At 43.2% G+C, this 25,350-nt stretch carries 14 protein-coding genes and 2 pseudogenes; 5 read left to right on the top strand and 11 right to left on the bottom strand.

Translation table 11 applies throughout. The annotated features are described in order from the left end of the window. Positions 1–11 precede the first annotated feature (11 nt). The 10 genes and pseudogenes from pdxA to NXX38_RS13225 form a co-directional block, all read right to left on the bottom strand. On the bottom strand, positions 12–1,106 hold the full coding sequence (gene pdxA, locus NXX38_RS13280; RefSeq protein ID WP_258979691.1) for a 4-hydroxythreonine-4-phosphate dehydrogenase PdxA: 1,095 nt from the start codon (positions 1,104–1,106) through the stop codon (positions 12–14). Between the two features lie 4 nt (positions 1,107–1,110). Then, positions 1,111–2,154 (bottom strand): DUF4837 family protein, encoded by a 1,044-nt coding sequence (locus NXX38_RS13275; protein ID WP_074557337.1) that lies wholly within the window; start codon positions 2,152–2,154, stop codon positions 1,111–1,113. Positions 2,155–2,172: 18 nt separating this feature from the next. After that, positions 2,173–3,207: a 23S rRNA (adenine(2503)-C(2))-methyltransferase RlmN gene (gene rlmN, locus NXX38_RS13270; RefSeq protein ID WP_148364403.1), complete on the bottom strand. Its 1,035-nt coding sequence runs from the start codon at positions 3,205–3,207 to the stop codon at positions 2,173–2,175. 103 nt (positions 3,208–3,310) lie between these two features. Further along, positions 3,311–6,659: pseudogene (locus NXX38_RS26750) on the bottom strand (DUF4062 domain-containing protein). Between the two features lie 204 nt (positions 6,660–6,863). Then, a complete protein-coding gene (locus tag NXX38_RS13250) occupies positions 6,864–9,005 on the bottom strand; it encodes a peptidylprolyl isomerase (RefSeq protein ID WP_258979681.1) in 2,142 nt (713 codons plus the stop codon). A gap of 119 nt (positions 9,006–9,124) precedes the next feature. After that, positions 9,125–10,382 (bottom strand): annotated as a pseudogene (locus NXX38_RS13245) (hemolysin family protein). Between the two features lie 53 nt (positions 10,383–10,435). Further along, complete coding sequence (lptC, locus tag NXX38_RS13240; protein WP_099146244.1) at positions 10,436–11,050, bottom strand: LPS export ABC transporter periplasmic protein LptC; 615 nt, start codon at positions 11,048–11,050, stop codon at positions 10,436–10,438. Between the two features lie 43 nt (positions 11,051–11,093). Then, entirely contained in the window at positions 11,094–12,419 is a 1,326-nt protein-coding gene (locus NXX38_RS13235) for a hypothetical protein (RefSeq protein WP_099146245.1), read from the bottom strand. A gap of 62 nt (positions 12,420–12,481) precedes the next feature. Next, the gene (locus NXX38_RS13230) at positions 12,482–13,753 is read right to left on the bottom strand and encodes an outer membrane protein transport protein (protein WP_258979678.1); all 1,272 of its coding nucleotides are present in this window, start codon (positions 13,751–13,753) and stop codon (positions 12,482–12,484) included. Continuing rightward, entirely contained in the window at positions 13,740–14,528 is a 789-nt protein-coding gene (locus NXX38_RS13225; RefSeq protein WP_176553111.1) for a type III pantothenate kinase, read from the bottom strand. The genes NXX38_RS13230 and NXX38_RS13225 overlap by 14 nt, the downstream gene beginning before the upstream one ends. Positions 14,529–14,936: 408 nt before the next feature. Between NXX38_RS13225 and NXX38_RS13220 the strand changes: the two genes are divergently transcribed. The 5 genes from NXX38_RS13220 (at position 14,937) to NXX38_RS13200 (ending at position 22,946) form a co-directional block, all read left to right on the top strand. Next, positions 14,937–16,124, top strand: coding sequence for a DUF4105 domain-containing protein (locus NXX38_RS13220; protein ID WP_148364399.1), 1,188 nt, complete (start codon positions 14,937–14,939; stop codon positions 16,122–16,124). Then, on the top strand, positions 16,124–17,698 hold the full coding sequence (locus NXX38_RS13215; protein WP_258979675.1) for an alkaline phosphatase family protein: 1,575 nt from the start codon (positions 16,124–16,126) through the stop codon (positions 17,696–17,698). The genes NXX38_RS13220 and NXX38_RS13215 overlap by 1 nt, the downstream gene beginning before the upstream one ends. 135 nt (positions 17,699–17,833) lie before the next feature. Continuing rightward, positions 17,834–21,151 carry a preprotein translocase subunit SecA gene (gene secA, locus NXX38_RS13210; RefSeq protein WP_148364397.1) on the top strand — a complete coding sequence of 1,106 codons (3,318 nt, stop codon included), beginning with the start codon at positions 17,834–17,836 and terminating at the stop codon, positions 21,149–21,151. 181 nt (positions 21,152–21,332) lie between these two features. Beyond that, positions 21,333–22,439, top strand: coding sequence for a tetratricopeptide repeat protein (locus NXX38_RS13205; protein WP_258979674.1), 1,107 nt, complete (start codon positions 21,333–21,335; stop codon positions 22,437–22,439). Between the two features lie 60 nt (positions 22,440–22,499). Beyond that, a complete protein-coding gene (locus NXX38_RS13200) occupies positions 22,500–22,946 on the top strand; it encodes a hypothetical protein (RefSeq protein WP_217721609.1) in 447 nt (148 codons plus the stop codon). 234 nt (positions 22,947–23,180) lie between these two features. On the opposite strand, the gene NXX38_RS13195 is transcribed toward NXX38_RS13200, so the two are convergent. Then, positions 23,181–25,316 (bottom strand): alpha-N-acetylglucosaminidase, encoded by a 2,136-nt coding sequence (locus NXX38_RS13195; RefSeq protein WP_234131916.1) that lies wholly within the window; start codon positions 25,314–25,316, stop codon positions 23,181–23,183. Between the last annotated feature and the right edge of the window lie 34 nt (positions 25,317–25,350).

The following is a 25,350-nucleotide window of genomic DNA, read 5'->3' as shown; positions in this document are numbered from 1 at the left end:
ATACTTAATACTTATTCTTCGTCTACTGTATCCAGTTTCAGTTTATCACTATCATCACGTTTCTCGTAATACTGTTTACGCAACGGATTGGCACGAGCCACCTTTTCCCGCTGACGATTACGGAACACGTCGATGGCAACATAAATTGCCTGACGGAAAGAATCTTCACAAGCCACTCCCTTGCCTGCAATATCATAAGCAGTACCATGAGCCGGAGAAGTACGTACCACCGGCAGACCTGCCGTATAGTTCACTCCATCTTCCATAGCCAATGCTTTGAACGGAGCCAGCCCCTGATCGTGATACATTGCCAGGATACCGTCAAAATGAGTATAATTGCCTGAACCCATAAAGCCATCGGCCGCATAAGGACCGTAACTAAGGATTCCTTTCTCTTCCATTTCTTTCATGGCAGGAATAATCACTTCCTGTTCTTCCATTCCCAACAAACCATCATCTCCGGCGTGAGGGTTGAGAGAGAGTACCGCGATACGCGGAGCACCAATGCCGAAATCCTGTTTCAAGCAACGATGGAATATCATCAGCTTCTCCTGAATCAGTTCCTTGGTAATCGTAGTGGCAATCTCTCTGACAGGGATATGCGTCGTAACCAAAGCTACCCGGAAGTCATTCTTCATCAAAATCATCAATGATTTATTACCGTTACCCAGACGTTCTTCGATATATTCCGTATGTCCGGGGAATGAAAATTCTTCCGACTGAATCGTATGTTTGTTGATCGGAGCTGTCACGATGACGTCGATCAAACCTTCGCGATATTCTTCAATGGCACGTTCCAAGGCTCCCAACGCAGCTTTACCCGCTTCGGGATCGGGTTTGGAAAATTCCACTTTCACCTCATCATCCGTGCAGTTCACCACACTCAAGCGGTTGTATCCCGCTTCGGTAGCAGAGTTGACAATACTGAAATTCGTCTGTATGTCCAACGCTTTACGATGATAAGCCGCTACTTTTGGTGAACCGTAAATGATCGGAGTACATAGTTCCAACATTGTAGGGTCGGAAAATGTCTTCAGAATCACCTCATAGCCCACCCCGTTAATATCTCCCTGGGTGATACCTATTCTTATCTTGTTATCTTCCATGTTTTTATTTTTTAGTTTGTTCCGCTGCCTCCTTGGATACACCTCCCAATGGAATTTGATTCTGCTGAACTTCATTCGGAAGTTTCAGTGTATAAAGAGATGCTTCCATCTGGCGTACCAGGTTGCGTTTCATTTTATCAGGTGAATAAACAAATATTTCTGCTGTAATAATTCGTTGGTTTTTCTCGTCCAGGCGAGTGTGGGAAACGTATGGGCCACCCATAAAATCACCCTTCATACGCCACAAGCCGCGTGCTTCCATCGTGTAGCTGTTCTGTACATTGATGGGACGAACGTCAGTCAGCAAACTGTCAGTCGACATATAAACGCCTTCTTTGAATCCGGGGATATTGGCTTGCATCACAGAGTCACGCTTATGCACAAAATATTCTTTCGTAAATGTATCCTTGTCAGTATAAGGATAAGAGTACATCACAAAATTACGGTCGGCAGTACCTGTGTTGGTAGAAGCCCAGAAAAAGTTCTCACCGGTTTTAGAATTGGTCAGTTCGGAAGGCAACCAGATATTGCAGCCGAACAGGCTATCCACTTTGTTGGAGATAAAGTTACTGTGTTTTTCTTCCAATAACGTAATCTGACGGTTCATTTCCGCACGGGTAAAGAAGTCGACAATCGTCTTTTTATTCTCTTCTACAAACTTTTCAAACTCTTCTTCGTTCGGAGCCTGGATAGTCAATATCATTTGCGGATTGGCATATACGTCTTTCGCATATTTGAAAGATGCTTTCGTATATATATCCTGTATATCTACAATAATAATGTTACGTATCAGCTTCAATGTAGAATCATAGTCTTTCGGTGAAGTATACATAATCCGGAAAGAAGGTTCCGACTGCGGCAAACCGGGCATATCGGAATCGAGCGCATCATGTAAAGCCCTTCCGGCAGCACGATCCCAAACACCGTGATCTACTACAACCAGAAGCTCATAGGCACGACCACTAGAGGTGTGATTTCCTTTCAGACCACAAGAAGCAACGACAAAGGCTACCAAAGCGATGCTTAAATAAAAAAAGTACTTTTTCATGATGTTCGGTTTTATATATTAACTCTCATTATTTTCTTCCTGTTTCGCTGTCGACAACATACCACAAGCTGCAAAAATATCTTCTCCTCTTGAAGAACGGATGGTGGTGAAAAGCCCGTGTGACGTCAGATAATCACGAAAACGGGTCATCGTTTCCATGTCCGCTCCTTCGAGGTCTACTCCCGGTATGGCATGAAAACGAATCAGATTCACCCTGCAATCCAGTCCGCGAAGAAGCTTCAGTAGCTCTTTGGCATAGACCTGCGAATCATTAAGCCCTTTAAAAACAATATATTCAAATGAAAGTCGACGTTGTTTGCTAAAATCATAGTTTTTTAACAGTTCCACCATCTCGGTGATCGAATATGCCCTTTCTGCCGGCATCAATTCGGAGCGTTGAGCTGTCAATGGAGAGTGAAGACTGATGGCGAGATGGCAATCGTTTTCTTCGATAAAACGCTGCAATCCTTTCCGTAGTCCGACTGTAGAAAGTGTGATACGCTTCGGGCTCCAAGCATAGCCATAGGTAGCGGTCAGTAGTTCCAATGCTTTCAGCACCTCATCCAAATTATCAAGCGGTTCGCCCATTCCCATCATCACGACATTGGTCAGTTTGTCGCGTTCCGGCAACGAATGAATCTGGTTGATGATCTGACTGGCGGTCAGGTTGGCGGTATAGCCTTGTTTACCCGTCATGCAGAACTTACAGTTCATCTTGCAACCTACTTGTGAAGACACACACAATGTTGCCCGGTCGTCATCCGGAATATAAACCGACTCAACAAAATGATTCTCACCAACTTTATAAAGATACTTCACCGTACCATCTACAGAGCGCATTTCATCTACCGGAGCAGCTGCTCCCACCTCATAGTTCTGCTTGAGCAACTCCCGGTGTTTCAACGACAAATTAGTCATTTCATCAATCGAGGCTACCTTCTTTTCGTAAAGCCATGATGCAATCTGTTTGGCAGCAAAGCCGGGCATACCCAGTCTTTTTGTCAATGATTGAAGCTCTACAAGAGTCATTCCTAAAAGGGGATATTTAGACATTCTTCTTTCTGTTGATGGTTTATATTTGCAAATGTAAGGAAATAAAGTCGATTTCTATATAGCGAGAATGCAAAAGTTAACAAAAAAGGGAAGTAGCCCCAAGTTATGAACGAACCACATCTATATATTGAAGCAGCTTTTTCGCCATTTCCGAGTCACTACCATTCCTTTTCACTTCATGATCGTACGCCTCACGAAAACAGGACAACGCATCTTCCCGTTCATTACAAAAACTGTGTAAAACCCCTAGATTTTGACAAGCCAGAATCGTATGATCATCCTCCCATCCCAAGTACTTCTTCCGTAGTTCAAACTCTTTTAAGAAAGCATCTTTCGCCATTGGATAATTTTCCATCTTTGCATAAGCTTGCGCTTCGTAGTAACAGACCTCACTAGAAACATCAGGATCAATATCCTCGTGAATATCTAAAGTCGTTGCAATACGAATTACGTTCCCATACTCCTTATTCTCGTAATATTGTCGCATAATATCACATCTCAATGCCTCGTAACGGACAGTTAATTCAGCCAGACGCGGCTTTTCACTGAAAAACTTTTCATGCAGAAGAGACTCACGAAAAATAAAGTAGAACTTTGTTCATCTCCACGCTCCTTCATCACCCGTTTAAACTCTTTGCACAAATGATACAACTCTTTGTGACAAGCCACGATCTGTTTCCTATTATCTATCTGTATAGCAATACCCAACGCCTCATTCACCAAACTCCACGCTTCATCATATCGCTTAATATAATAAAGACATTTTCCCTGCATACGCAAACATTTAGCCACTCCACTCGACAGTCTGCCATTCAAAGATTCGTGCATTTCAGCCACTTTCCGGAATTTCTTGGCGGCACTCTCTTCCTCATCCCTATAATAATCACAATAAGCCAAAAATTCGGAAAGTTCAATAACTTCTGCCTGACTCTTCTCGTCAGTAGAAGCCGCATGATAATTAAGCGCCCTATTCAAATAAATCGCAGCCTCATTGTATTGCTCATTGTAGTAATATGCCAGAGCCAGATTCCGACAGGTATTGGCAATCTCCAATTCCGGAGTTGGTACAATACTTTCCTGCATCACCAATGCTTTCAAGAAACAGTCGCATGCCGTTTCGTATTCTTCATTGCGGGCGTACCGGCATCCTTCATTCATCTTTAATACCGACTTGGCAATTAACGGTATCGCTTCTCCTTCCATACTTTTCTCGCTCACCTCCATTGCCGCCTTCGTCAGATGGAAAGAGCTGCTTAAGAAAGTAGCCATGTCATTAGCAATGACAGGAATCAAAAAAGAGTCAATCTGACCAAAGTCCAATTCAGCATAGGCTGCAGGCGTAAGCGAAGGGTTATCGTTCATTATCGCCTTCCAACAATCTTCTAATAGAGAATAATTAGTGCGATACAGGATTTCGAAGGTTTCCGCATCACAAATCCAATCTCTTAAAAAGTCCCAATGTTGCATCTTATAACTTTGATAAGTAATTTCCACTTGATAGCGATAAGAATCATGGTAACAAAACTGCTTCATGCGATAGTTATAATCAGCAAAAGTCAAAGGATGCGAAAGAGTATCGCTATCATCCAGAAGAGCAACAATTATTTCCTTGCGACACTCGTCTATAGACACGTCATCTTGAGCAAAACACCGTTCAATCGCCTCTATCATTTGTGTATCACAAATGCAATATCGCCCCCTTTGTTGGTGAGCCAACTACTCATTTCCACTCTCAACTGCGACCAAAGCAGCTGATTAATACCTGTCATACTCTTTACCTCATCTTCGGTAAATCCTTCTAAAGTAAGTGAAAGCATTAAAAGCGCTCTTCCAATCCTATCGAAACCATAATCAGACGACAAACGCCGGAGCACACTGTCGTAGAATTGGGCAATCTCGTTTATCTGACAATATCCACTCATATATTCACTAAGAGTATCATATTGACCAAACGAAACTAATTCATTGAGCAATACATTTAAGCAGCGCGGTTGTTTAGCCAGCCCCCATGAGCTAAGAATATCTTCTTGCTGTGCAGACAGAGCTTTAGAATAAGTAGACAAATATTGTTTTGAAAACGACTTTGCATCAGCCTGCGAAAAGCCATTCAACCGGTAATGAACGTACCCGTTCCGGACAAAAGGCAGATATGCAGTAGATGATGCAGCAAAACTTAACACGACCTTCACATTGGACGGTATAGATCCGAATAAAGAAAACAGAGATACTTCCGTTGAATTTAGATAACTGATATCATCAATCAATAAAATGATAGCATATTTTGATCTCCCCAGCGCAGCCCATAACTGACTGAACTTTTGAATAGAATTCAAATCTTCCTCAATTTCTTTAATGTTTCGAAGTGTGTTTTCTGAAAAACCGTCCAATACATTATTCCCAAACACCATTGATTCTCTCACAATATCCAGAATCGATCTGGCTGTACCTTGAGTTGAATCTGATTCCTTTGAAACTTCAGCGGTAAACAAATCTTCTTCACCTAAAGTCTGACATTTGAGTGCATTCTGACATTTGGCAGCTAATGCCCTCACCAAAGTCTCCGGATAAGAAGACAGCATAGTATTGTCCAGTCGATGATATATGGGAATCATCTGCGTATCATTGTTCACCCAATCACTCCAATGAGCCAGCAGAGCACTCTTACCAAGACCACGATCACCCGTTACAACCAGACACCGTTGCTCATCCGCAGCTAAGAAATCGGAAAAAGCCTGATCCGCTTCAGGTATTGGATGATAATTAAATAAGAGTTCATTACGGGTTAACTGTTCTTGCAATGCCTGGTTATCTTCCACAGTCAATACACTAGGAAACTCTTGTTCGAGCAGTTCTGTGAAAGCAGATTCTACAAATTGGCATAGCTGCTCGGGCGAATCATACTCTTGCACAGGGTAGCGATCCTGCTGCAAAAGACACTCTTTAAGATACTGCAGCTTATGAAACTCCTCTTTAGGACAAGAGGGATCAGTAGCAGACTGTTTGATATAAAAATAGGCATGCAACGGATCGGGATTGCGCAGTACTCCAAACTGCATTTCCATCTCTGTCACACTCAAGTGGTTATTCAAATCATCTTCCACCCAACTATATTCCAGGCTATCACTGAAAGTCTGCGATAAATCTTCATAACTGGGACACCATCCATAGCGTTCACCTACCATGCCAATGAAGAAAGGTCGGGAATGCACTATTTCTTTCAAACAGATTTCGACCACCTTGCCACTTTTTGCATCTTCTTCTGTGATGCCCCAACGCAGGTCGACCAATGAAATGGTAACACCACGGCTGGCAGCCTTCACTTGCAAGCCCTTAAAAAGTTTGACTAATGCAGAGCGTTCCATCTCCATGTCTCTGAACGTTGACGAAAGGAATACACGAATGATACGTGAATTTTCAGTGGGAACTGAATACTGGGCTAGTTGTTTGGTCATAATATAGATTCATATTAGTTAATGAAGTATTTCACAAAGCCAATTAAAGATTGGCAAGGTATGGAAAATTTATCAGATAACAAAGATCGTAAACGAAAATGAGAATAAAAAAGGCACGGATTACACGGATTTCGCGGTTCTCTCATAAGTTAAAACCGTGTAAATCCGTGTAATCCGTGCCTGAAATCTATTCCTATTACTTCTTTAGAAGAACAGGAAGCGTGTATCTTTTACGTTTGCTTTCAGATACAAGTCGTTCATCAGACGGCTGGCAAAACGTGCGTGCATGTTAGTCAGCGTAGCTTCTTCAGCTTTTGCGTCGAATGTTTCGTTCAACTTGTCTTTACCGTATACTTGCAATACAAATACTCCGGCGTTACCTTTAATAGGAGCACTCAACTGATTTTCCGGAGCAACAGAAGCATAAGCACCTACCAGCGGCTCGCTGCTGCGCAATGCTGATACATAAGCAGGGGCTGCAAAAGTAACCATCTTCAAAGAGTCGCTGACTACATTAGCCATATCTTTGTACTGGTTGAATGAAGTTGCATTGGCAGCTTTCATGTCAGCCATGATCTTTTCAGCTTTCTTATCTTTCACGATTTCAGCTCTCAACTGATCCTGTACAGCTTTCAACGGACGGTATCCTTCCGGTTTAATGCTTACCAGACCTACCACCATCAGGTGATCGCTTTCGCCACATTCGTACAAGCCGGAAACATCACCCGGTTTCGCTTTATCAAATGTCCATCTCAAAGCCTCTTTTGTACCTCTCACGCCACCGATGTTATGTTCTGAGCTGCTCAAATCCATTCTGTCGAGCAATCTGTAACCAGCTTCTTCAGCGTTAGCCACCATCTTTTCTACACTAGGGTTAGCAGCGATAAACTGGCTGAAATCATTATAAGCACGGTTGTAAGTTTCTTTGCTGAACTCTACTTCACGCTTGATAACAGCTACTTTATATTTATCTTTCACAGATTTCTTGTTAGTCACCTGAAGGATTACATTTGCTTGTCCCATCGGCAAGTTCACCAGTTCGTTCACACCTGCATTGTTGATAGCAGAGATGAATTTCAGGTTGTCACCATCTAGCTGTGCACCTTCATACTGTGCAGAAGTGATCCAGTTAGCATCACCAGTCTGGCCATATTTCTTTGCAACATCTGCAAAGTTAGCACCGCCTTTAATAGCGTTATAGATACTGTCAGCCAATGTCTTTGTCTTCACTGCATCTTCTGCGTATACCTGAATCTGGCGGAATTCCACAGAGTCGGCAGCAGCAGCCTTAGCAACTACTTTGAAAGAGTTGATTGTATTGTCGGCTCCGTTATAATAAGGACCATAAATAGCACCAACAGAAGCAGAGTCCAAACGTGCAACTACATCTGACGGGAAAGCTGTCTTGTTATAGAACAAGTCTACATAAGGAGCTTCCGAGCCAACCGAACGGATAAAAGAAGTATAATCATCCGTAGTGGTAGCCAACTGTGCAGTGGCTTCGTCTACTTCTTTCTGGATAGCTGCTCTGTCTTCAGCACTTGCAGTTACCTGTACATCAATATATTTGACGTCACGAGTTTCCTGATATTGCTTGAATTGTTCTTTCTTCTTGTTATACAAATCTTTCAGTTCCGATTCTTTCACTACAATTGTAGAATCTACCACAGAAGAGTAAGGAATACCAGCCATCAACACATTGTACTGGTTTACTCTTGCGTCGAAAGCATCCTGTGCTTCCACCGGATTAGAAAGAAGAGCTTTAGAAACCAATGCCTGGTATTTTTCAGCCAGACGGCTCTGAATCAACGTTTTCTGGATGAACGACCAGTATTTATACATATTGTTGTATTGTTCAGCATACTGTGCCGGCATCTGTGACTCGCTCATCTTGGCATATTCCACGAGGAACTTGTTCAACATATCCTTGTCGAAGTTGCCTGTCTGCGGATTCTGGAAAGGAGTTTGTCTCAACAAAGGATGAACGCCAGCTTTCAGGATGTCCTGAATTTCAGCAGCAGAAACAGTCAGTCCCAGTGCTTTTGCTTCTTTTTCAACCAGTTTATTGTTTACGTAGGAACGCCATACTTCATCGCGCACCTGATTGGTTTGTTCGTCATTCAAGGCGGTCACCCCACGCATGAGTTTCACCACTTCGGTATATTCTTCTACCAAATTCTGATACTCTTGAGCGGAAAGAGCGTCTCCGTTCACCTCACCTACGTCATGTGCCTGATGCGGCTGCATCACCTTCCATGCGTCACCCGCAATGAAAGCAAACAGCGCCAAGCCGATAACAATCACCAATAGAGGTCCTTTCGACCTAATGTTTTGTAACGTTGCCATTTTGATTAATACGATTTATGTTTATTATTATTTCTTTCTTTTGTCGTTTTAGCGCACGAAGATACAAAAAATGCTAATATGCATCTATTTATTGGCTAAAAATTTCTTGATTATCGTCATTATTCCAAGACTTTTAATCGCACGAGTTCTATTTTTGTCGCTGTGACCTTAATTATCTTGAATTGATAACGTCCTACCCGCACCACTTCATGCAGCTTCGGGAAGCTCTGATATTGGTTCAGAATCAGCCCTCCTACCGTCAGATAATCGTCCGATTCGGGCAAATCAAGTCCGAACGTCTCATTGACTTTTTCTATCTCCAAGCGGGCGGACAACACATACTCGCGTTCGTCGATCTGCTTGCTGATGTAGGAAGTATTATCGTGCTCATCCTCTATATCTCCAAAGATTTCTTCCACGAGGTCTTCCAGAGATACGATGCCGGATGTTCCGCCAAATTCATCCACCACTACGGCAATCGTTTTCTTTTGCTGCATGAAGAGTTTCATCAATTTATGGGCGGACATGGTTTCGGGTACAATCGGCACTTGCTTCACATTCTCATGCCAGTTTTTCGGAGCACGAAACATTTCTGACGAATGGATATACCCCACTACATTATCGATATTTCCATCATACACAATGATCTTGGAGATTCCGGATTCGATGAAGCGGCTTTTCAACTCGTCCAGTGAAGTTGTCAGATCAACGGCCACCACTTCAGTACGGGGAACGATACAGTCACGGATTTTTATGTTCGAGAAATCCAAAGCGTTCTGGAAGATTTTCACTTCCGTATCCAGTTCTTCCTCATTCTCGGCATTATCAATACTGCTTTGCACGAAGTAATCCAAGTCTACTTTCCCAAACGCTCTATCGGACGCATCCTTGTTGACCTTCATTCCAAAGACACGAAGAAATAAGCAGGACAAACCGGAAGCCAGTTTGGAAATAGGATATAGAATGACATAACAAACAATAAGTGGAATGGCAAAAATATTCAATACCAGATTGGGATTGATTTTGAAGATTGTTTTCGGCAGAAACTCTCCGGTCACCAGAATGATAAGGGTAGAAATTATAGTCTGCGCCAGCACCATCAGAAAATGATTGTCAATGAATCCTGCCAGCAAATTATCACCGATAATCTGTGCCATCAGGATACCATAGATGACCAGGGCGATGTTATTCCCCACCAACATGGTAGAGATAAATTCATTCGGGTTCTTGAAGAAGATGGAGAGGATGCGGGACGTAATTCCCCCCCTTACGTTCCATCTCAAAACGCAGTTTGTCTACCGACACAAAGGCGATCTCCATTCCTGAAAAGAAGGCGGAGAAGACCATGGTGATAATTAGAGAGATATAAATATTCATAAGTTCTGATTTACGATTAGACGATTTACGATGTACGATTGATAGTACTTCGCCTATTTCGCTGAATCTTTTTTCACTGAATCCGGCAGTGCTTTCGTTTCCGGTTGGGGCGGACCACCCGCTTCCTCATCCACATAGAAAATGCCTTCGATATTATGGATGGTATATATGGTCATTTGCTGGTTCGAGTCGAATCCATGCCCTGTAATAATTCTGTCCGGTTGTTGAATACGTATAAACTTGTCAGAATACACCTTCTGGGTAGCTTCGTTCCAGTACAGCAGTTCCGTATTAAAACGCTCTCCTTTCCGGTTCTGTATATCTACGTTCCCTATCAGCTTCCAAAGCCTTTCTTTGTCATAATAGTAGGCAGTATCCGCTTTGATACTGGCTTCTATATGAAAGATAGAGTCGAACTGTTCCAGATATACGCCTTTCTCAAAGGCCCAATAGGATGGTTTCTTACGGTCGTACACCGACCATTCTTCCGTATTCACTCTGTAGCGTGTCACTCCGGAATCGGAGATAAGGGTGGTGACTCCCAATGTTGTCATCATCGGAAGGGAATCACGTTCAGTGATGGCCTCACCCATAGCTTTCTTCTTTCCGCCACAGGAAGATAATAAAAGAAGCATAACAATCACCCCGAAGGTGATTGTTATGCTCATGCTTTTATGCAATAAACGGTTTCTTCGTTTTCGCAACATACATTTATCTAATCGTTGTAGTCTCTCCTATCCAACCGCCGATAGTGATGCGGTCGCCTTGCTTGTAACCTAACATAAATAGGTCTTTAGCTTGCGGAGTATGACCTGAATATCTACCGATCAATTTGTTAGCTTCTTCAGCTACGCTCGGATCCACTTGTTTTGCACGTTGCAGTTTATCGATCACTGCAAAGTAAGTACACTTGTTCAGAGCAGATTCGTCGCTCCAGTTAGGACTCATTGCATAAAGGTTAGCAATCAGGATATAAGGAGCACCATAATTCTCGTTGAAACCAATTGCTTTCTGGCAATAAGCTCTTGCTTGAGACAGTTTCTTGGCAGAAGCCAGTACTGCTGCAGCAGCGTATGCTTTTTCAGCCTTCTTCATATTGTCTGTTTCCAGATTCACTGCTTCATCGAAGAATTTCACCGCACCATCAATATCACCTTTCTTAAATGCCTGATAAGCACATCCGGTAGCTGCTTCTGCAGTAGGTTCTATCTTATAAGAATAGAAAGAAGCCTGTTGATAAGCGTCACTTTCAGTACATTTCATCATTTTCATGATATCGATTACTTTCTTCAAGTAAGCCAAGTCTGTTTGGTTAGCTTCTACTTTCGGTCCATAGATGCTTTGCAATGATTCACAATCAGCTGTTCCACTGTTCACAAACAAAGCAACCAAGTTGTCTTTGATACCCAGCAAAGATTTCTTTTTAGCTTCACTAGCCTCGGCTGCAATAGCAGCATCTACATATTCAGAAGCAGCCAGATAATCCTGAATGAACTGTTCTTTATGATTCGGATCCGTTTTCAGTTTATCCAAAGACATTTGCAGGAAATAGAAGATAGTTGCACCTGCCGATTCACCTTTCACAGCGTTTACAGACTGGCTCAACCATTGATAGGCCTGATTCACATCAATCTTCGGAGCAAAAGCAATATAATCTACCGCTTTGATACCCAGAGCTTCATCAACAGAAGACACTTTTGTACCTTTAGACAAGAATTCATCCGTATATTTGATACGCAGGTCATGCGTATTCATCAGTTCATTAAAATATTTCTGATAATCCGCACTATTCCGGTCTTTAATTTGTCCCATCAAGCCTTTCAGAATTTTATATCCGTCAGTAAAGGTATAGAAACGAAGCGTCGGGCAGTTTTCCAACACAGCTTTCCAAGGAGTATACGCATCTTTAAAATTACCAGCACGCACAGCTTCATGCGAAATACTACTGTTAGAGTTACAGTTAGACGCATCCTGTGCTACCACAGTGGTTGCTCCTGCCGAAAGGAACAACATAGCCACAAGCGTTTTAATTTTCATTGTATCTAAATTTTAGTTGTTATTATATAGTCGTCTATTCTCTCTCACATCGATTCATCCCATTATTCCACTCTGCGTTTGAAGAACCAACGTTCGTTGAACGTCAATCCGATACTCACGCGGAAGATATTTTCATTTACAAAAGCCGCTTCCTGTCCACTGATGCGAACAAACTGCCCGCTAATGCTAAGAATGGAACGGGAACGGGGTACAGGCAGACCGAAACCAGCAGTTACGCCATATTCACGGGTAGCCTCTTTGCCGCCGACCTTATAATACGGAGTCGTATAATAAGCTCCCAAACGGTATTTTATATGGGATAAATAGGAACGTCCAATCAAATTAGGAATGTATTCCGCACCCACTGATATTTTATGACGGTCGCAATACGTGTATGTTTCTTTAAAGTCTTCACGTACAGCTTCATCTGGTGTATTTACGTCAAATTTCGTTTTTGACCATTGTTGCAAACTATAATCCAGACCAACTGTCAGGCGTTTGTCATAGTTATATGTAAATCCGATGCCAAATGTATTAGGAACTTCAAACGTTGCATCCAAGTTATTGCTATTAGTTGTACTAACCTGTGTCGTTATCGTATAATCGTTATTCAATTTATGCTTCGGAGAAAAAACAGCCCCGATTGTCATCGAATGTTTTTTACTCAAATCCAATGTGTATTGTGCACCGAAATCCAGTTTATAGTCTGAAATAGATACCCCCATCTGCTGTATATAAGAGTTAGACTCCGATGTTGCGGGATAAATAACAGTCCGCGTACGGGTTATATCTCCCCAAAAATAAGAAGCATTCACACCCAGCGAAAGATTCTTAAGTACTTTCACACCAATACCACCATAAAGTTGATGCAATCCCCCATCTCCTGTAAAACTCCGGGTTTGGCTGACTCCATTATCAACTTTACTGTCCGACACAGAATACCCCACATTGGAGAACGGCAGCAATCCGACACTCATCGCTATCCTAGGATGCAAACGAAATTGCATAGCCAGATAGTCAAAACTGGAGTTTTTAGCGTTCAGTTTCACACCGCTACCGCTAATATTCATATTTTGCAGACTGACACCTCCTTCAAAGAGGAATGTCAATGAGTCAATGGCTGTATACGAAGCAGGATTCAGCGGATTGATCTGTGCTCCATCCCGAAGTCCAAAAGCAATTCCCCCCATCGCCTTGCTGTTACCGAAACTCTGATCGGACAAGTCGCCATAGCCATATCGTGTATAAGGAGAGTTTGTATTATTTTGAGCGATTGCCATTCCGGTAACCATCGTGAGCAAAAGCGCACAAAGTGTGTGTTTAAATCCTACCATTATTATAGTTTAAAATTCTATTTAATCCTTTCAACACTAAAAATCTATCTGCAAAGATGATACTTTTTACGCTGCTATCAAAAGAAAAATCATCTCCGCCCGTTAAAAAAACCAAAAGTTCAGGATATTTATGCTTCATAGACTCAATATAACCTGAAATTTCATATTCCATCCCTTTCATCACTCCGGCACGTATAGCCGTTTCGGTGTCCCGTCCCATCGGGAGTTTGCGCCCGTTGGTATCTACCAGAGGCAAACGTCCTGTAAACTGATGAAGTGCTTTGAAACGCATTTGCATACCGGGAGAAATATTACCGCCATGATACTGACCTTTTGAGTCAATAAACTCATAAGTAATGCAAGTTCCCGCATCAATCACCAATATATCCCGATGAGGAAACTGCTCATTAGCACCCACTACGGCAGCCATACGGTCATATCCCAATGTTTCGGGAGTTTCGTACAGGTTGACAACCGGAAGCGGAGTCTGATGATTGAGCCAGAGCAAAGGAAACGGCAAAGCTGCCAAATCAGCTAATACCTTTTCGCTTAAATCAATGACAGTAGCCACAATCCCCTGTTCAACCGGATATTGGGAACAAAAAGCCTTCAAGCAACCCAACGACTGATTGGATTCAGCTACTACATCCACGATTTCTCCGCCGTCGAAGAAAGCAATCTTTGCCTTTGTATTTCCTATGTCGATTATTAAATTCAAATCTTTTGATTCTTTAGTGGGCGCAAAGGTAAAGTAAAAAAAGAAAAGTTGAAGCATAGAAGAGGAATTATCTTCTTTTTTCATTTTAGAAATCCCCAAAAACAAAAAAATCGAACTATCTATTTTTAAATAGATCAATTATCTTTTATTGTTTATTATGTATTCCACTTTGCGTTCGGCAGTCTTTTTTTATTACATCATAAACAGCTAATAAGCAATAGATTACAAGAGAAAAACAGTGTTCCAAAAAGTGTTCCACTATTTTGTAATCAATTTTCCGTTCAAGCAGAAACATTATTTCACCCCAACAGAGGCTCCATTTAAAGAAAACAGAGCCTTTGTTTAAGCCATATAGAGCTTCTGCTTGTATGAAACGGAGCCTCTATTCTGATAAAATAGAGGCTCCGTTTTCCCGAATCCAACTATTCTTTCTATATTTGCCACCGAAATAAAACGAACCAGCTAATGAAACGGTTTTTCTCATGCATCATCCTCTCCTTCTTCCTGTTGCTTTTGCCCGCCGGACAAGCATCTGCCAACAACAACGACTCCATCCGTTTGAGCCTGTTGACTTGTGCCCCCGGAGAGGAAATATATTCCCTGTTCGGACACACTGCCATCCGTTACGAAAATCCTTCACAAGGGATTGACGTTGTATTCAACTACGGATTGTTCAGTTTCAACACTCCCAACTTCATCTTCCGCTTCTCGCTCGGAGAAACAGACTACCAACTGGGAGCAACGGATTATGAACGTTTTGCAGCTGAATACGCATTTTTCGGACGCAGCGTATGGCAGCAAACGCTGAATCTGACCGATGAAGAAAAAACAGAACTAATCCGGTTATTACAAGAAAATTACCGTCCGGAAAACCGGGTGTACCGTTATAATTTCTTTTACGATAATTGTGCTACCCGCCCCCGGGACAAGATAGAAGAAAGCATTGCAGGAAAAGTGATTTATCCCGCAGAACCGCAGGATGGCTCCCACACTTTCCGCGACATCGTACATCAGTATTGCAAAGGACATCCGTGGGCACGTTTCGGCATCGATCTCTGTATCGGAAGTGAAGCCGATCAGCCCATCACACAACGTCAGATGATGTTTGCCCCTTTCTACCTGATGGATGCTTTCGACGGTGCACAAATTAAAGGCGATTCTATCCAGCGTCCACTCATAACGGCCAACGAACTGGTAGTCGATGCCACTCCCGAACCGGATGAAAGCAGCCGGATGCCTACTCCGCTTCAATGCTCCTTACTCTTATTTATACTGACAGCCGCCGCCACAATCTATGGAATCCGCCGGAGAACCGGATTATGGGGAATCGACCTCTTTCTTTTTGGTATGGCAGGCATTGTGGGATGCGTCCTCGCCTTCCTCGCACTCTTCTCCCAACACCCGGCAGTCAGCTCCAATTTCCTATTATTGGTATTCCATCCGGGGCAACTTTTTTTCTTGCCATACATTATATATTGTGTCCGAAAAGGAAAGAAATGTTGGTATTTAACCCTGAATCTGATGGTTTTAACACTTTTTATAGTGCTTTTTCCTGTAATTCCGCAAAGATTTGACTTTGCTGTTGTACCTTTGGCACTCGTTTTGCTGATACGTTCAGCGAGCAATCTGATTGTGACATCTAAAAAGAAATAATGAAAGGACTACTAACTTCCCTCATCACCGTACTGACTTTCACCGGGCTACAAGCCCAGTCACTGCCTGCCGCCCCTAAATTAGTAGTAGGGCTGACGATTGACCAATTACGTACGGACTATTTGGAGGCTTTTTCGTCACTCTACGGTGAGAAAGGCTTCAAACGTCTTTGGAAAGAGGGAAGAGTGTTCCATAACGCCGAATATACCTTCTGCGGTATAGACCGCGCTTCTGCCATAGCGGCTATTTATAGCGGTACGACGCCTTCCATGAACGGAATTATTTCTCAACGCTGGATGGATGCCTCTACCCTTCGCCCCGTCAACAGCACAGACGACACGGCATTTATGGGGTATTACACCGACCAGACTGTCGCCCCCACCAAACTACTGACTTCAACCATTGCCGACGAGCTTAAAATAGCGACACAAGGCAAAGGACTCGTATATGCCATTGCACCAGATTGCGATGCCGCACTTTTCGCAGCCGGACATGCCGGAAACGCTGCTTTCTGGATCAATCCCAACACCGGAAAATGGAGCGGAACCACCTATTATGGAGAGTTTCCGTGGTGGGCAAGCCAATATAACGACCGTCAAGCGATTGATTTCCGTATTGCCGGTATGACATGGGAACCCATATTTCCCCGAGGCATGTACACTTTCCTGCCAGATTGGCGGGATATGCTCTTCAAATATAAATTTGATGATGATCGCAATAACAAGTACCGCCGCTTCATCACCAGCCCTTTTGTAAACGATGAAGTGAATGCGCTTGCCGAAGAAGCATTAAACAAAAGTTCGATCGGCATGGATGACATTACTGACTTATTGGCACTCACTTACTATGCCGGAAACTATGCGCATAAATCCGTACAGGAATGTGCCATGGAAATACAAGACACCTATGTGCGTCTTGACCGCAGCATTGCCGACCTGCTCGAAGTTCTTGATAAGAAAGTAGGACTGCAAAACGTGCTTATTTTCGTCACTTCCACCGGATATATAGACAGCGAATCGCCCGATTCGGGATTGTACAAGATTCCCGGCGGAGAGTTTTATCTCAACCGTTGTGCGGCTCTATTGAATATGTACCTGATGGCTACGTATGGCGAAGGAAAGTATGTGGAAGCTCACCATAACCAGCAGATTTATCTGAATCATAAGTTATTGGAAAAAAAAGAACTGAATCTGGCAGAGATCCAACAAAAGTCAGCAGAATTCCTGATACAGTTCAGCGGAGTGAACGAAGCCTATTCGGCTAACCGGCTATTACTGGGTTCATGGACTCCGGAAATCTACAAAATACGTAACGGCTACCACCGCAAACGTTCGGGTGACCTCGTAATCGACGTCCTCCCCGGATGGACGATCGTCAACGAGAACGGCGGCGACAACAAAGTGGTACGTCATTCTTATATTCCCTCACCGCTGATTTTCATGGGACATTCCGTGAAACCGGCCATTATCCAGACACCTGTAACCATTGACCATATTGCGCCTACACTGGCACATTTTATGCGCATCCGGGCTCCCAACGCCTGTACTTCTGCTCCTATTACCGACCTTCGGTAAAAATTTACTCACAAAAACAGGGAGCAAAACATAAATAAATCAGCATTTTAATGTAACTTTGCGGAGGTTTCTTGATATAAAGATTCCCCAACTCCGCGTTGAAATTGAAATAAATAATAAACTAAATAATATAACATGGGATTTAATGAATTTTTAAGCTCGATTTTCGGAAACAAATCCACACGAGACATGAAAGAAATCAAACCCTGGGTGGAAAAGATCAAAGCTGCTTACCCGGAGATTGAAAAACTAGACAACGACGCCCTCCGTGCCAAAACGGAAGAACTCAAAAAATATATCCATGAATCGGCTACCGCTGAACGTGCGAAAGTGGAAGAGTTGAAGGCAAGCATTGAAACTCTCGAACTGGAAGACCGCGAAGAAGTCTTCGCACAAATCGATAAGACAGAAAAAGAAATTCTGGAAAAATATGAAAAAGCACTGGACGAAGTACTACCTGTTGCTTTTTCTATCGTAAAGGCTACTGCCAAACGTTTTACTGAAAATGAAGAAATCGTTGTAACTGCTACGGACTTCGACCGTCAACTGGCTGCCACGAAAGATTTCGTACGTATCGAAGGTGACAAGGCCATCTATCAGAATCACTGGGTAGCCGGTGGTAATGATACTGTATGGAATATGGTTCACTATGACGTACAGCTCTTCGGTGGTGTCGTTCTGCACAAAGGTAAGATTGCGGAAATGGCAACTGGTGAAGGTAAAACACTGGTAGCCACGCTCCCGGTATTCCTCAACGCATTGACCGGAAACGGTGTACACGTAGTTACCGTGAATGATTACCTCGCCAAACGTGACTCCGAATGGATGGGTCCTCTTTATATGTTCCACGGTTTGAGCGTAGATTGTATCGACCGCCATCAGCCGAACTCCGACGCACGTCGTCAGGCATATCTGGCTGATATCACTTTCGGTACAAACAACGAATTCGGTTTCGACTACCTGCGTGACAACATGGCTATCAGCCCGAAAGACCTTGTACAACGTCAGCACAACTATGCCATCGTCGATGAGGTTGACTCGGTATTGATTGACGACGCACGTACTCCGTTGATAATCTCCGGTCCTGTACCTAAAGGCGATGACCAGTTGTTCGAGCAACTCCGTCCACTAGTGGAACGTCTGGTAGAAGCACAAAAGGTACTGGCTACCAAATATCTTTCCGAAGCAAAAAAACTGATCGCATCCAACGATAAGAAAGAGGTGGAAGAAGGATTCCTCGCTCTATACCGCAGTCACAAAGCATTGCCGAAAAACAAACCGTTGATTAAGTTCCTTAGTGAACAGGGAATCAAGGCAGGCATGCTCAAGACGGAAGAGATCTACATGGAACAGAACAACAAGCGTATGCATGAAGTGACTGATCCACTGTACTTCGTGATCGACGAAAAGTTGAATAGCGTAGACCTGACAGATAAGGGGGTAGACCTGATTACCGGTAACTCTGAAGATCCGACTTTATTCGTTCTTCCGGATATCGCCGGACAGCTTTCGGAACTGGAAAACATGAATCTGACCAACGAGCAACTGCTTGAAAAGAAGGATGAGTTGTTGACTAACTATGCCATCAAATCGGAACGTGTACACACCATCAATCAGCTGTTGAAGGCTTACACAATGTTCGAAAAAGACGATGAATACGTAGTAATCGACGGTCAGGTGAAGATTGTAGACGAGCAGACCGGTCGTATTATGGAAGGTCGTCGTTACTCTGACGGATTGCACCAGGCTATCGAAGCCAAGGAACGTGTGAAAGTGGAAGCTGCTACACAGACCTTCGCTACCATTACTTTGCAGAACTACTTCCGTATGTATCACAAACTATCCGGTATGACCGGTACTGCTGAAACGGAAGCAGGCGAACTTTGGGACATCTATAAATTGGACGTAGTCGTTATCCCGACCAACCGTCCGATCTCCCGTAAGGATATGAACGACCGCGTTTACAAGACGAAGCGCGAAAAGTATAAAGCTGTTATTGAGGAAATCGAAAAATTGGTTCAAGCAGGACGTCCGGTACTGGTGGGTACTACTTCGGTAGAAATCTCCGAAATGTTGAGCAAAATGCTTACCATGCGTAAGATTGAGCACAAGGTATTGAATGCTAAGCTGCACCAGAAAGAAGCAGACATCGTTGCTACTGCCGGTTTGAGCGGCACGGTAACCATTGCTACCAATATGGCAGGTCGTGGTACCGACATCAAACTAAGTCCGGAAGTAAAAGCAGCGGGCGGTTTGGCAATCATCGGTACGGAACGTCACGAATCCCGTCGTGTAGACCGCCAGTTGCGTGGTCGTGCAGGACGTCAGGGCGACCCGGGTTCTTCTGTATTCTTCGTGTCATTGGAAGACGACCTGATGCGTCTGTTCTCTTCCGACCGCATTGCCAGTGTAATGGACAAGCTCGGTTTCCAAGAAGGCGAAATGATCGAACACAAGATGATTTCCAACTCCATCGAACGCGCACAGAAGAAAGTGGAAGAAAACAACTTCGGTATTCGTAAACGTCTGTTGGAATATGACGACGTAATGAACAAGCAACGTACGGTGGTTTATACGAAACGTCGTCACGCTTTGATGGGTGAACGTATCGGTATGGATATCGTGAACATGATTTGGGACCGTTGCGCCAACGCTATCGAGAACAACGATTATGAAGGTTGCCAGATGGAATTGCTCCAGACATTGGCCATGGAAACTCCGTTCACTGAAGAAGAATTCCGTAACGAGAAGAAAGATAAGTTGGCCGAAAAGACTTTCAATATTGCTATGGAGAATTTCAAACGCAAAACTGAACGTCTGGCACAGATCGCTAATCCGGTTATCAAACAGGTATATGAAAATCAGGGACACATGTACGAAAACATCCTGATTCCTATCACAGACGGTAAACGGATGTACAATATCTCTTGTAACCTGAAAGCGGCTTACGAATCGGAATCTAAAGAAGTGGTGAAATCGTTCGAGAAATCAATCTTGCTCCACGTAATCGACGAAGCATGGAAAGAAAACTTGCGCGAACTGGACGAACTGAAACATTCCGTACAGAATGCAAGCTACGAACAGAAAGACCCGCTATTGATCTATAAACTGGAATCCGTGACTTTATTTGACGCTATGGTGAACAAGATCAACAACCAGACTATATCTATCTTGATGCGCGGACAAATTCCTGTACAGGAAGCTCCGGATGAATCAGCTGCACGCCGTGTAGAAGTGCGTCAGGCTGCTCCTGAACAACGCCAGGATATGAGCAAGTATCGCGAAAACAAAGAAGATTTGAGTGATCCGAACCAGCAGGCTGCTGCAAGTCAGGATACTCGTGAACAGCAGAAACGTGAACCGATTCGTGCAGAGAAGACAGTAGGTCGTAACGATCCTTGTCCATGCGGAAGCGGCAAAAAGTATAAAAACTGCCACGGAAAGAACCTTTGATTAATTAATAATTAAAAATTATAAATTAAAGGTTGGAAATTGTAGGGTAATGTGCTTTATGGCATAGTCTCTCTATATTCAACTTATAAAAGAAAGTCTCAAACGGTTAAAAACTGTTTGAGACTTTCTTTTATTCTTCCAAAGTTGTACTTTTGTTCAAATTACTAAATAGAACAAAACTATGGCAAAATCTTATTCACTGGCTTTCATCGTTTTATTCCTGCTGACTCTGGGTAGCTGTCAGAGTCTGGAACAGATCCCCATTGATTATCTGCAACCTGCCGACTTGAGCTTTCCTCCGCAACTCCGGAAAGTAGCTATTGTGAATAACACCAGCGACGCCCCGGATAATAAACTGATAACAGAGACTGAAAAAATGAAAGAAGGTACACCATTGGTAAGTCGTGCAACGGCTTATGCCAATGGAGATCCTAAGACGGCCACTGAATCACTGGCAGAAGAAATTGCACAGCAGAACTACTTCGATGAGGTGGTTATCTGTGATTCTGCCTTACGTGCCAATGATAAACTGGCCCGCGAAAGTACATTGAGCCAGGAGGAAGTGCGTCAACTGGCTTCTAACCTGGGAGTGGACTTTATTATTGCACTGGAAAACCTGCAACTCAAAGCAACAAAGACGGTCCGTTATCTGGATGAGTTCAACTGCTTTCAAGGAGCGGTAGACGTGAAAGTTTATCCCACGGTGAAAGTTTATCTTCCCGAACGTAGCAGGCCGATGACTACGCTCCATCCTACTGATAGCATTTTTTGGGAGGATTTTGGAGTTACAGCCATAGAAGCTGCCACTCGCATGATTCCCGACAAGCAGATGCTGGAAGAAGCGGCAGCATTCGCAGGAACGATTCCGGTGAAATATATTGTCCCTATTTGGAAAAAAGGAACACGGTATCTTTACACTGGCGGTTCGGTTCCCATGCGTGACGCTGCCATTTATGTACGCGAAAATTCATGGGACGACGCATACGAACTTTGGCGTCAGGCTTTCGAAGGAACCAAGAACCAAAAGAAAAAAATGCGGGCAGCTCTCAACATCGCTGTTTACTACGAAATGAAAGATAGTTTGGCTAAAGCGGAAGAATGGGCAGAAAAGGCCCAACAACTAGCCAAGAAAATAGATAAAAAGAACATCACAGATAGTCCTCAAGCTACCATTGATGACGTGCCGAATTATTATCTTACTACCTTGTATTTAGCTGAATTAAAGGAGAGAAATGCTCAATTACCCAAGTTAAAATTGCAAATGAGCCGATTTAATGATGATTTTTAAGGAAATTGTGTATCAAATCTTATTTTTTTATACCTTTGAACTTATAAAAAGAAGGAACCCATGAAATTGAGCCAACAATCATTATCTATTATCGAATCGGCTATCCAAAAGGTAGTCGCTAAATATGCATGTAACTGTGAACAAACAGTCGTAACCGATATCCATCTCCAACCGGATCAGGCATCGGGACAACTTAATATTTACAACGATGATGATGAAGAACTGGCAAACATCATGATCGAAGAATGGGCTACTTATGAAGGGGATGATTTCCTTGAAAACGTGGAACCTTCTCTTCGCAACATTCTTTGCAGAATGAAGGATGCCGGAGATTTCGACAAAGTGACTATTCTGAAACCTTATTCTTTCGTCTTGGTAGATGAAGAGAAAGAAACCGTAGCAGAATTGTTGTTGATTGACGATGATACCATACTGGTGAATGATGAATTGCTGAAAGGGTTGGATAAGGAGTTGGATGACTTCTTAAAGGATTTGTTGGAAAAATAAAGAGGAATTGTTGGAGAAATAAGATACCGTTCTTTTTTAAATAGAGATCTTCAAGATCCATATAAAAAGATAATCGGAAGCAATCAGGATATGTCCTTTATTGCTTCCGATAATTTTATATATCTACCTTTCAGCAATGAAATTTGAGATTCCTTATAAAAAAGTTCTAATGCAAATGTTATAGCCGGACATATTTCATACCCGACTATAACATTTGCATTTCTATTCAATTATTTAGTTCTTCAATGTCTGTGCCTTACTCTTCTCTGCCCAGGCTTTCTCCATCCCATAGAAGTTTATTTCCTGTCCTGCAGGCTTCCCGTCCAGCTCCGCCTGTTTCTGCTCAAAGAAGGCTTTCCAACGCTGATAATACAAGTCTTTCAAGAGTCCGCTCCATTCCCGATGCGAATAATCATGTAGTCCGCCTTGATTGGCAGCAATGCTATCTCCCCAGACTGTGATTAATGCGGAAGCATTCCATTCGTACAATCGCTTTTCTTCTTCTGTAGTTCCCAAAGAACGAGCTGCATTCAACCAAGAGGAAACGGAAAATTCTTTCCGGGTAGATAACAAATGATCCTGTGCCAATATCAAGTCCAGGAATTGCTGTGTTTGTCTGCGGAAATTCTCTTTGTCCTTTCGGTCATAGCTATGTGATATTTCTTCAAGTAACACATTTCCTTTATCGGCATTACTCTGACGTACGATGTCTACCAAGTCATATTCAAAATTATTGTTTCCTTTATACTGGTCGGCAACGGAAGTAAATAGCAGGGCTGCCTTTGCTGTAGAATCCGGAGCATAAAATAATTTGGAATATCCCCAAGTGGAAGTTCTATCCAGATGGAAACCCGGACGGGCACATAACAAAGACTCAATGGTTCCTTCACCCTGATAATCTTTCGGAGCATTGTAAACGGTGTGTTCCAATGCACGCCAAGCCTCCATTATTTCCGGTGAAACTTCTCTGCCATAACGAGCTTTCAAGTAAGTCTGCAACCATTCATCGGAAGAAAAGCGTTCTTCACGCCAAGGAAGTTCGTAAAGTAGTTCGAACATCACCGGATTATTCTCTATGCCCTCCGGGGTTGCTCCTACTCCATGCAACGTTTTCCCGTTAGTGTGTGCACAAGCATCATAATAACCGTTCACCAACTGATTCATCCGGCCGTGCAAGCCGACATTACCTCCAAAATTCAGCAACATACAATAGAGCCAGTCGTGTTTGCCAAAGCCTTTTTCCCGATACCACATGGAGTCCGGATCTCCCCATTGGGGACGTTTCTCGCTATATAAATCTAAAACGAGCAAATCTCCCTGATTAAGAGAAGCAATCATTTCTTCCCGAGGATTTGCCTGCCAGGCTTGAATGATCCAAACAGCCTTCGGATTGGCTTTCTTCATGGCTGCCATAATGGAAGCACCCGTTTTCGCCAAGTCGACTCCTTCCGTGTTGCCTCCCTCATGGAATGGGTCCATACTGTAATAGTTGGCTTTTCCATAGAGTTTCTCCAATTCCTCATAATACATAGCGGCAAAAGAATCGAAATGTTCATCTTCCGTAGAAAGGAAAGCCGGACGGGGGAAACCGCACCATTTACCGGGATCAGCGATCTGATAACCCAGCTTTTCACCAATGTTACGGGGAACCATTCCAGCATATCCGGGGAATACGGGTTCAAGACCCAACTCCCGCATACGGGCTACGATCTTCTTCTGAAGCGCTTCTTGTTGCTGATACCAGCTATCGGGGTTCGGTCCGCCCCAACCCTCGAGATTATTCATTTGCCACCAAGCCATAAAGGCCGGGCCGGAAATAAATTCATTGACTTCTTCTGTTGTGTATCCCAAACGTTTCAGCAAATTGTACCAGACCACCTCCATTCCGGTGATGCTCAAAGGCATATTGATGCCATGCATTGCCATCCAGTCTATTTCTTTTTCCCAACGCTCCCAATCCCAGAAAGCCATGGAATAAGAATAGGTACAATAGTTCAGATAATATCTGTCCTGCATGGATGTTTCCTTACGTATCTTTTCCTGTGGAAGCGGTAGTATTTCCGGTAACTTCTGCGAAAGATTATTCCAGGAAAGATGAATACCGGCTACATATTTCAGATACCAGTTCAACCCCGTAGCCAGAGACAAATCAGAGTTTCCGGTTATCAGCACTTTACCCTCTTCAGAAGATATTTCAAAATAATCTCTTAACGGATTGTTTTCATCAGCAATCATCCGAAAAAGAATACGATCTTTCGAAGTACCCTCCGTCACACGATCTGCCAATGCATTGACAGGCGACTGTTCGGTTTGGCAGCTACATATCCATGTAGCCCCCAATAATAGAATGAATAAAAGACGTGTATACATAGCTTTATTTACAATTTATCAAATATAATAATTA

The sequence above is a fragment of the Bacteroides sp. BFG-637 genome, assembly GCF_024793605.1.
In the GTDB taxonomy this organism is placed as follows: Bacteria; Bacteroidota; Bacteroidia; order Bacteroidales; family Bacteroidaceae; genus Bacteroides; species Bacteroides vicugnae.
This window is presented reverse-complemented; position numbering and strand designations above follow the sequence as displayed.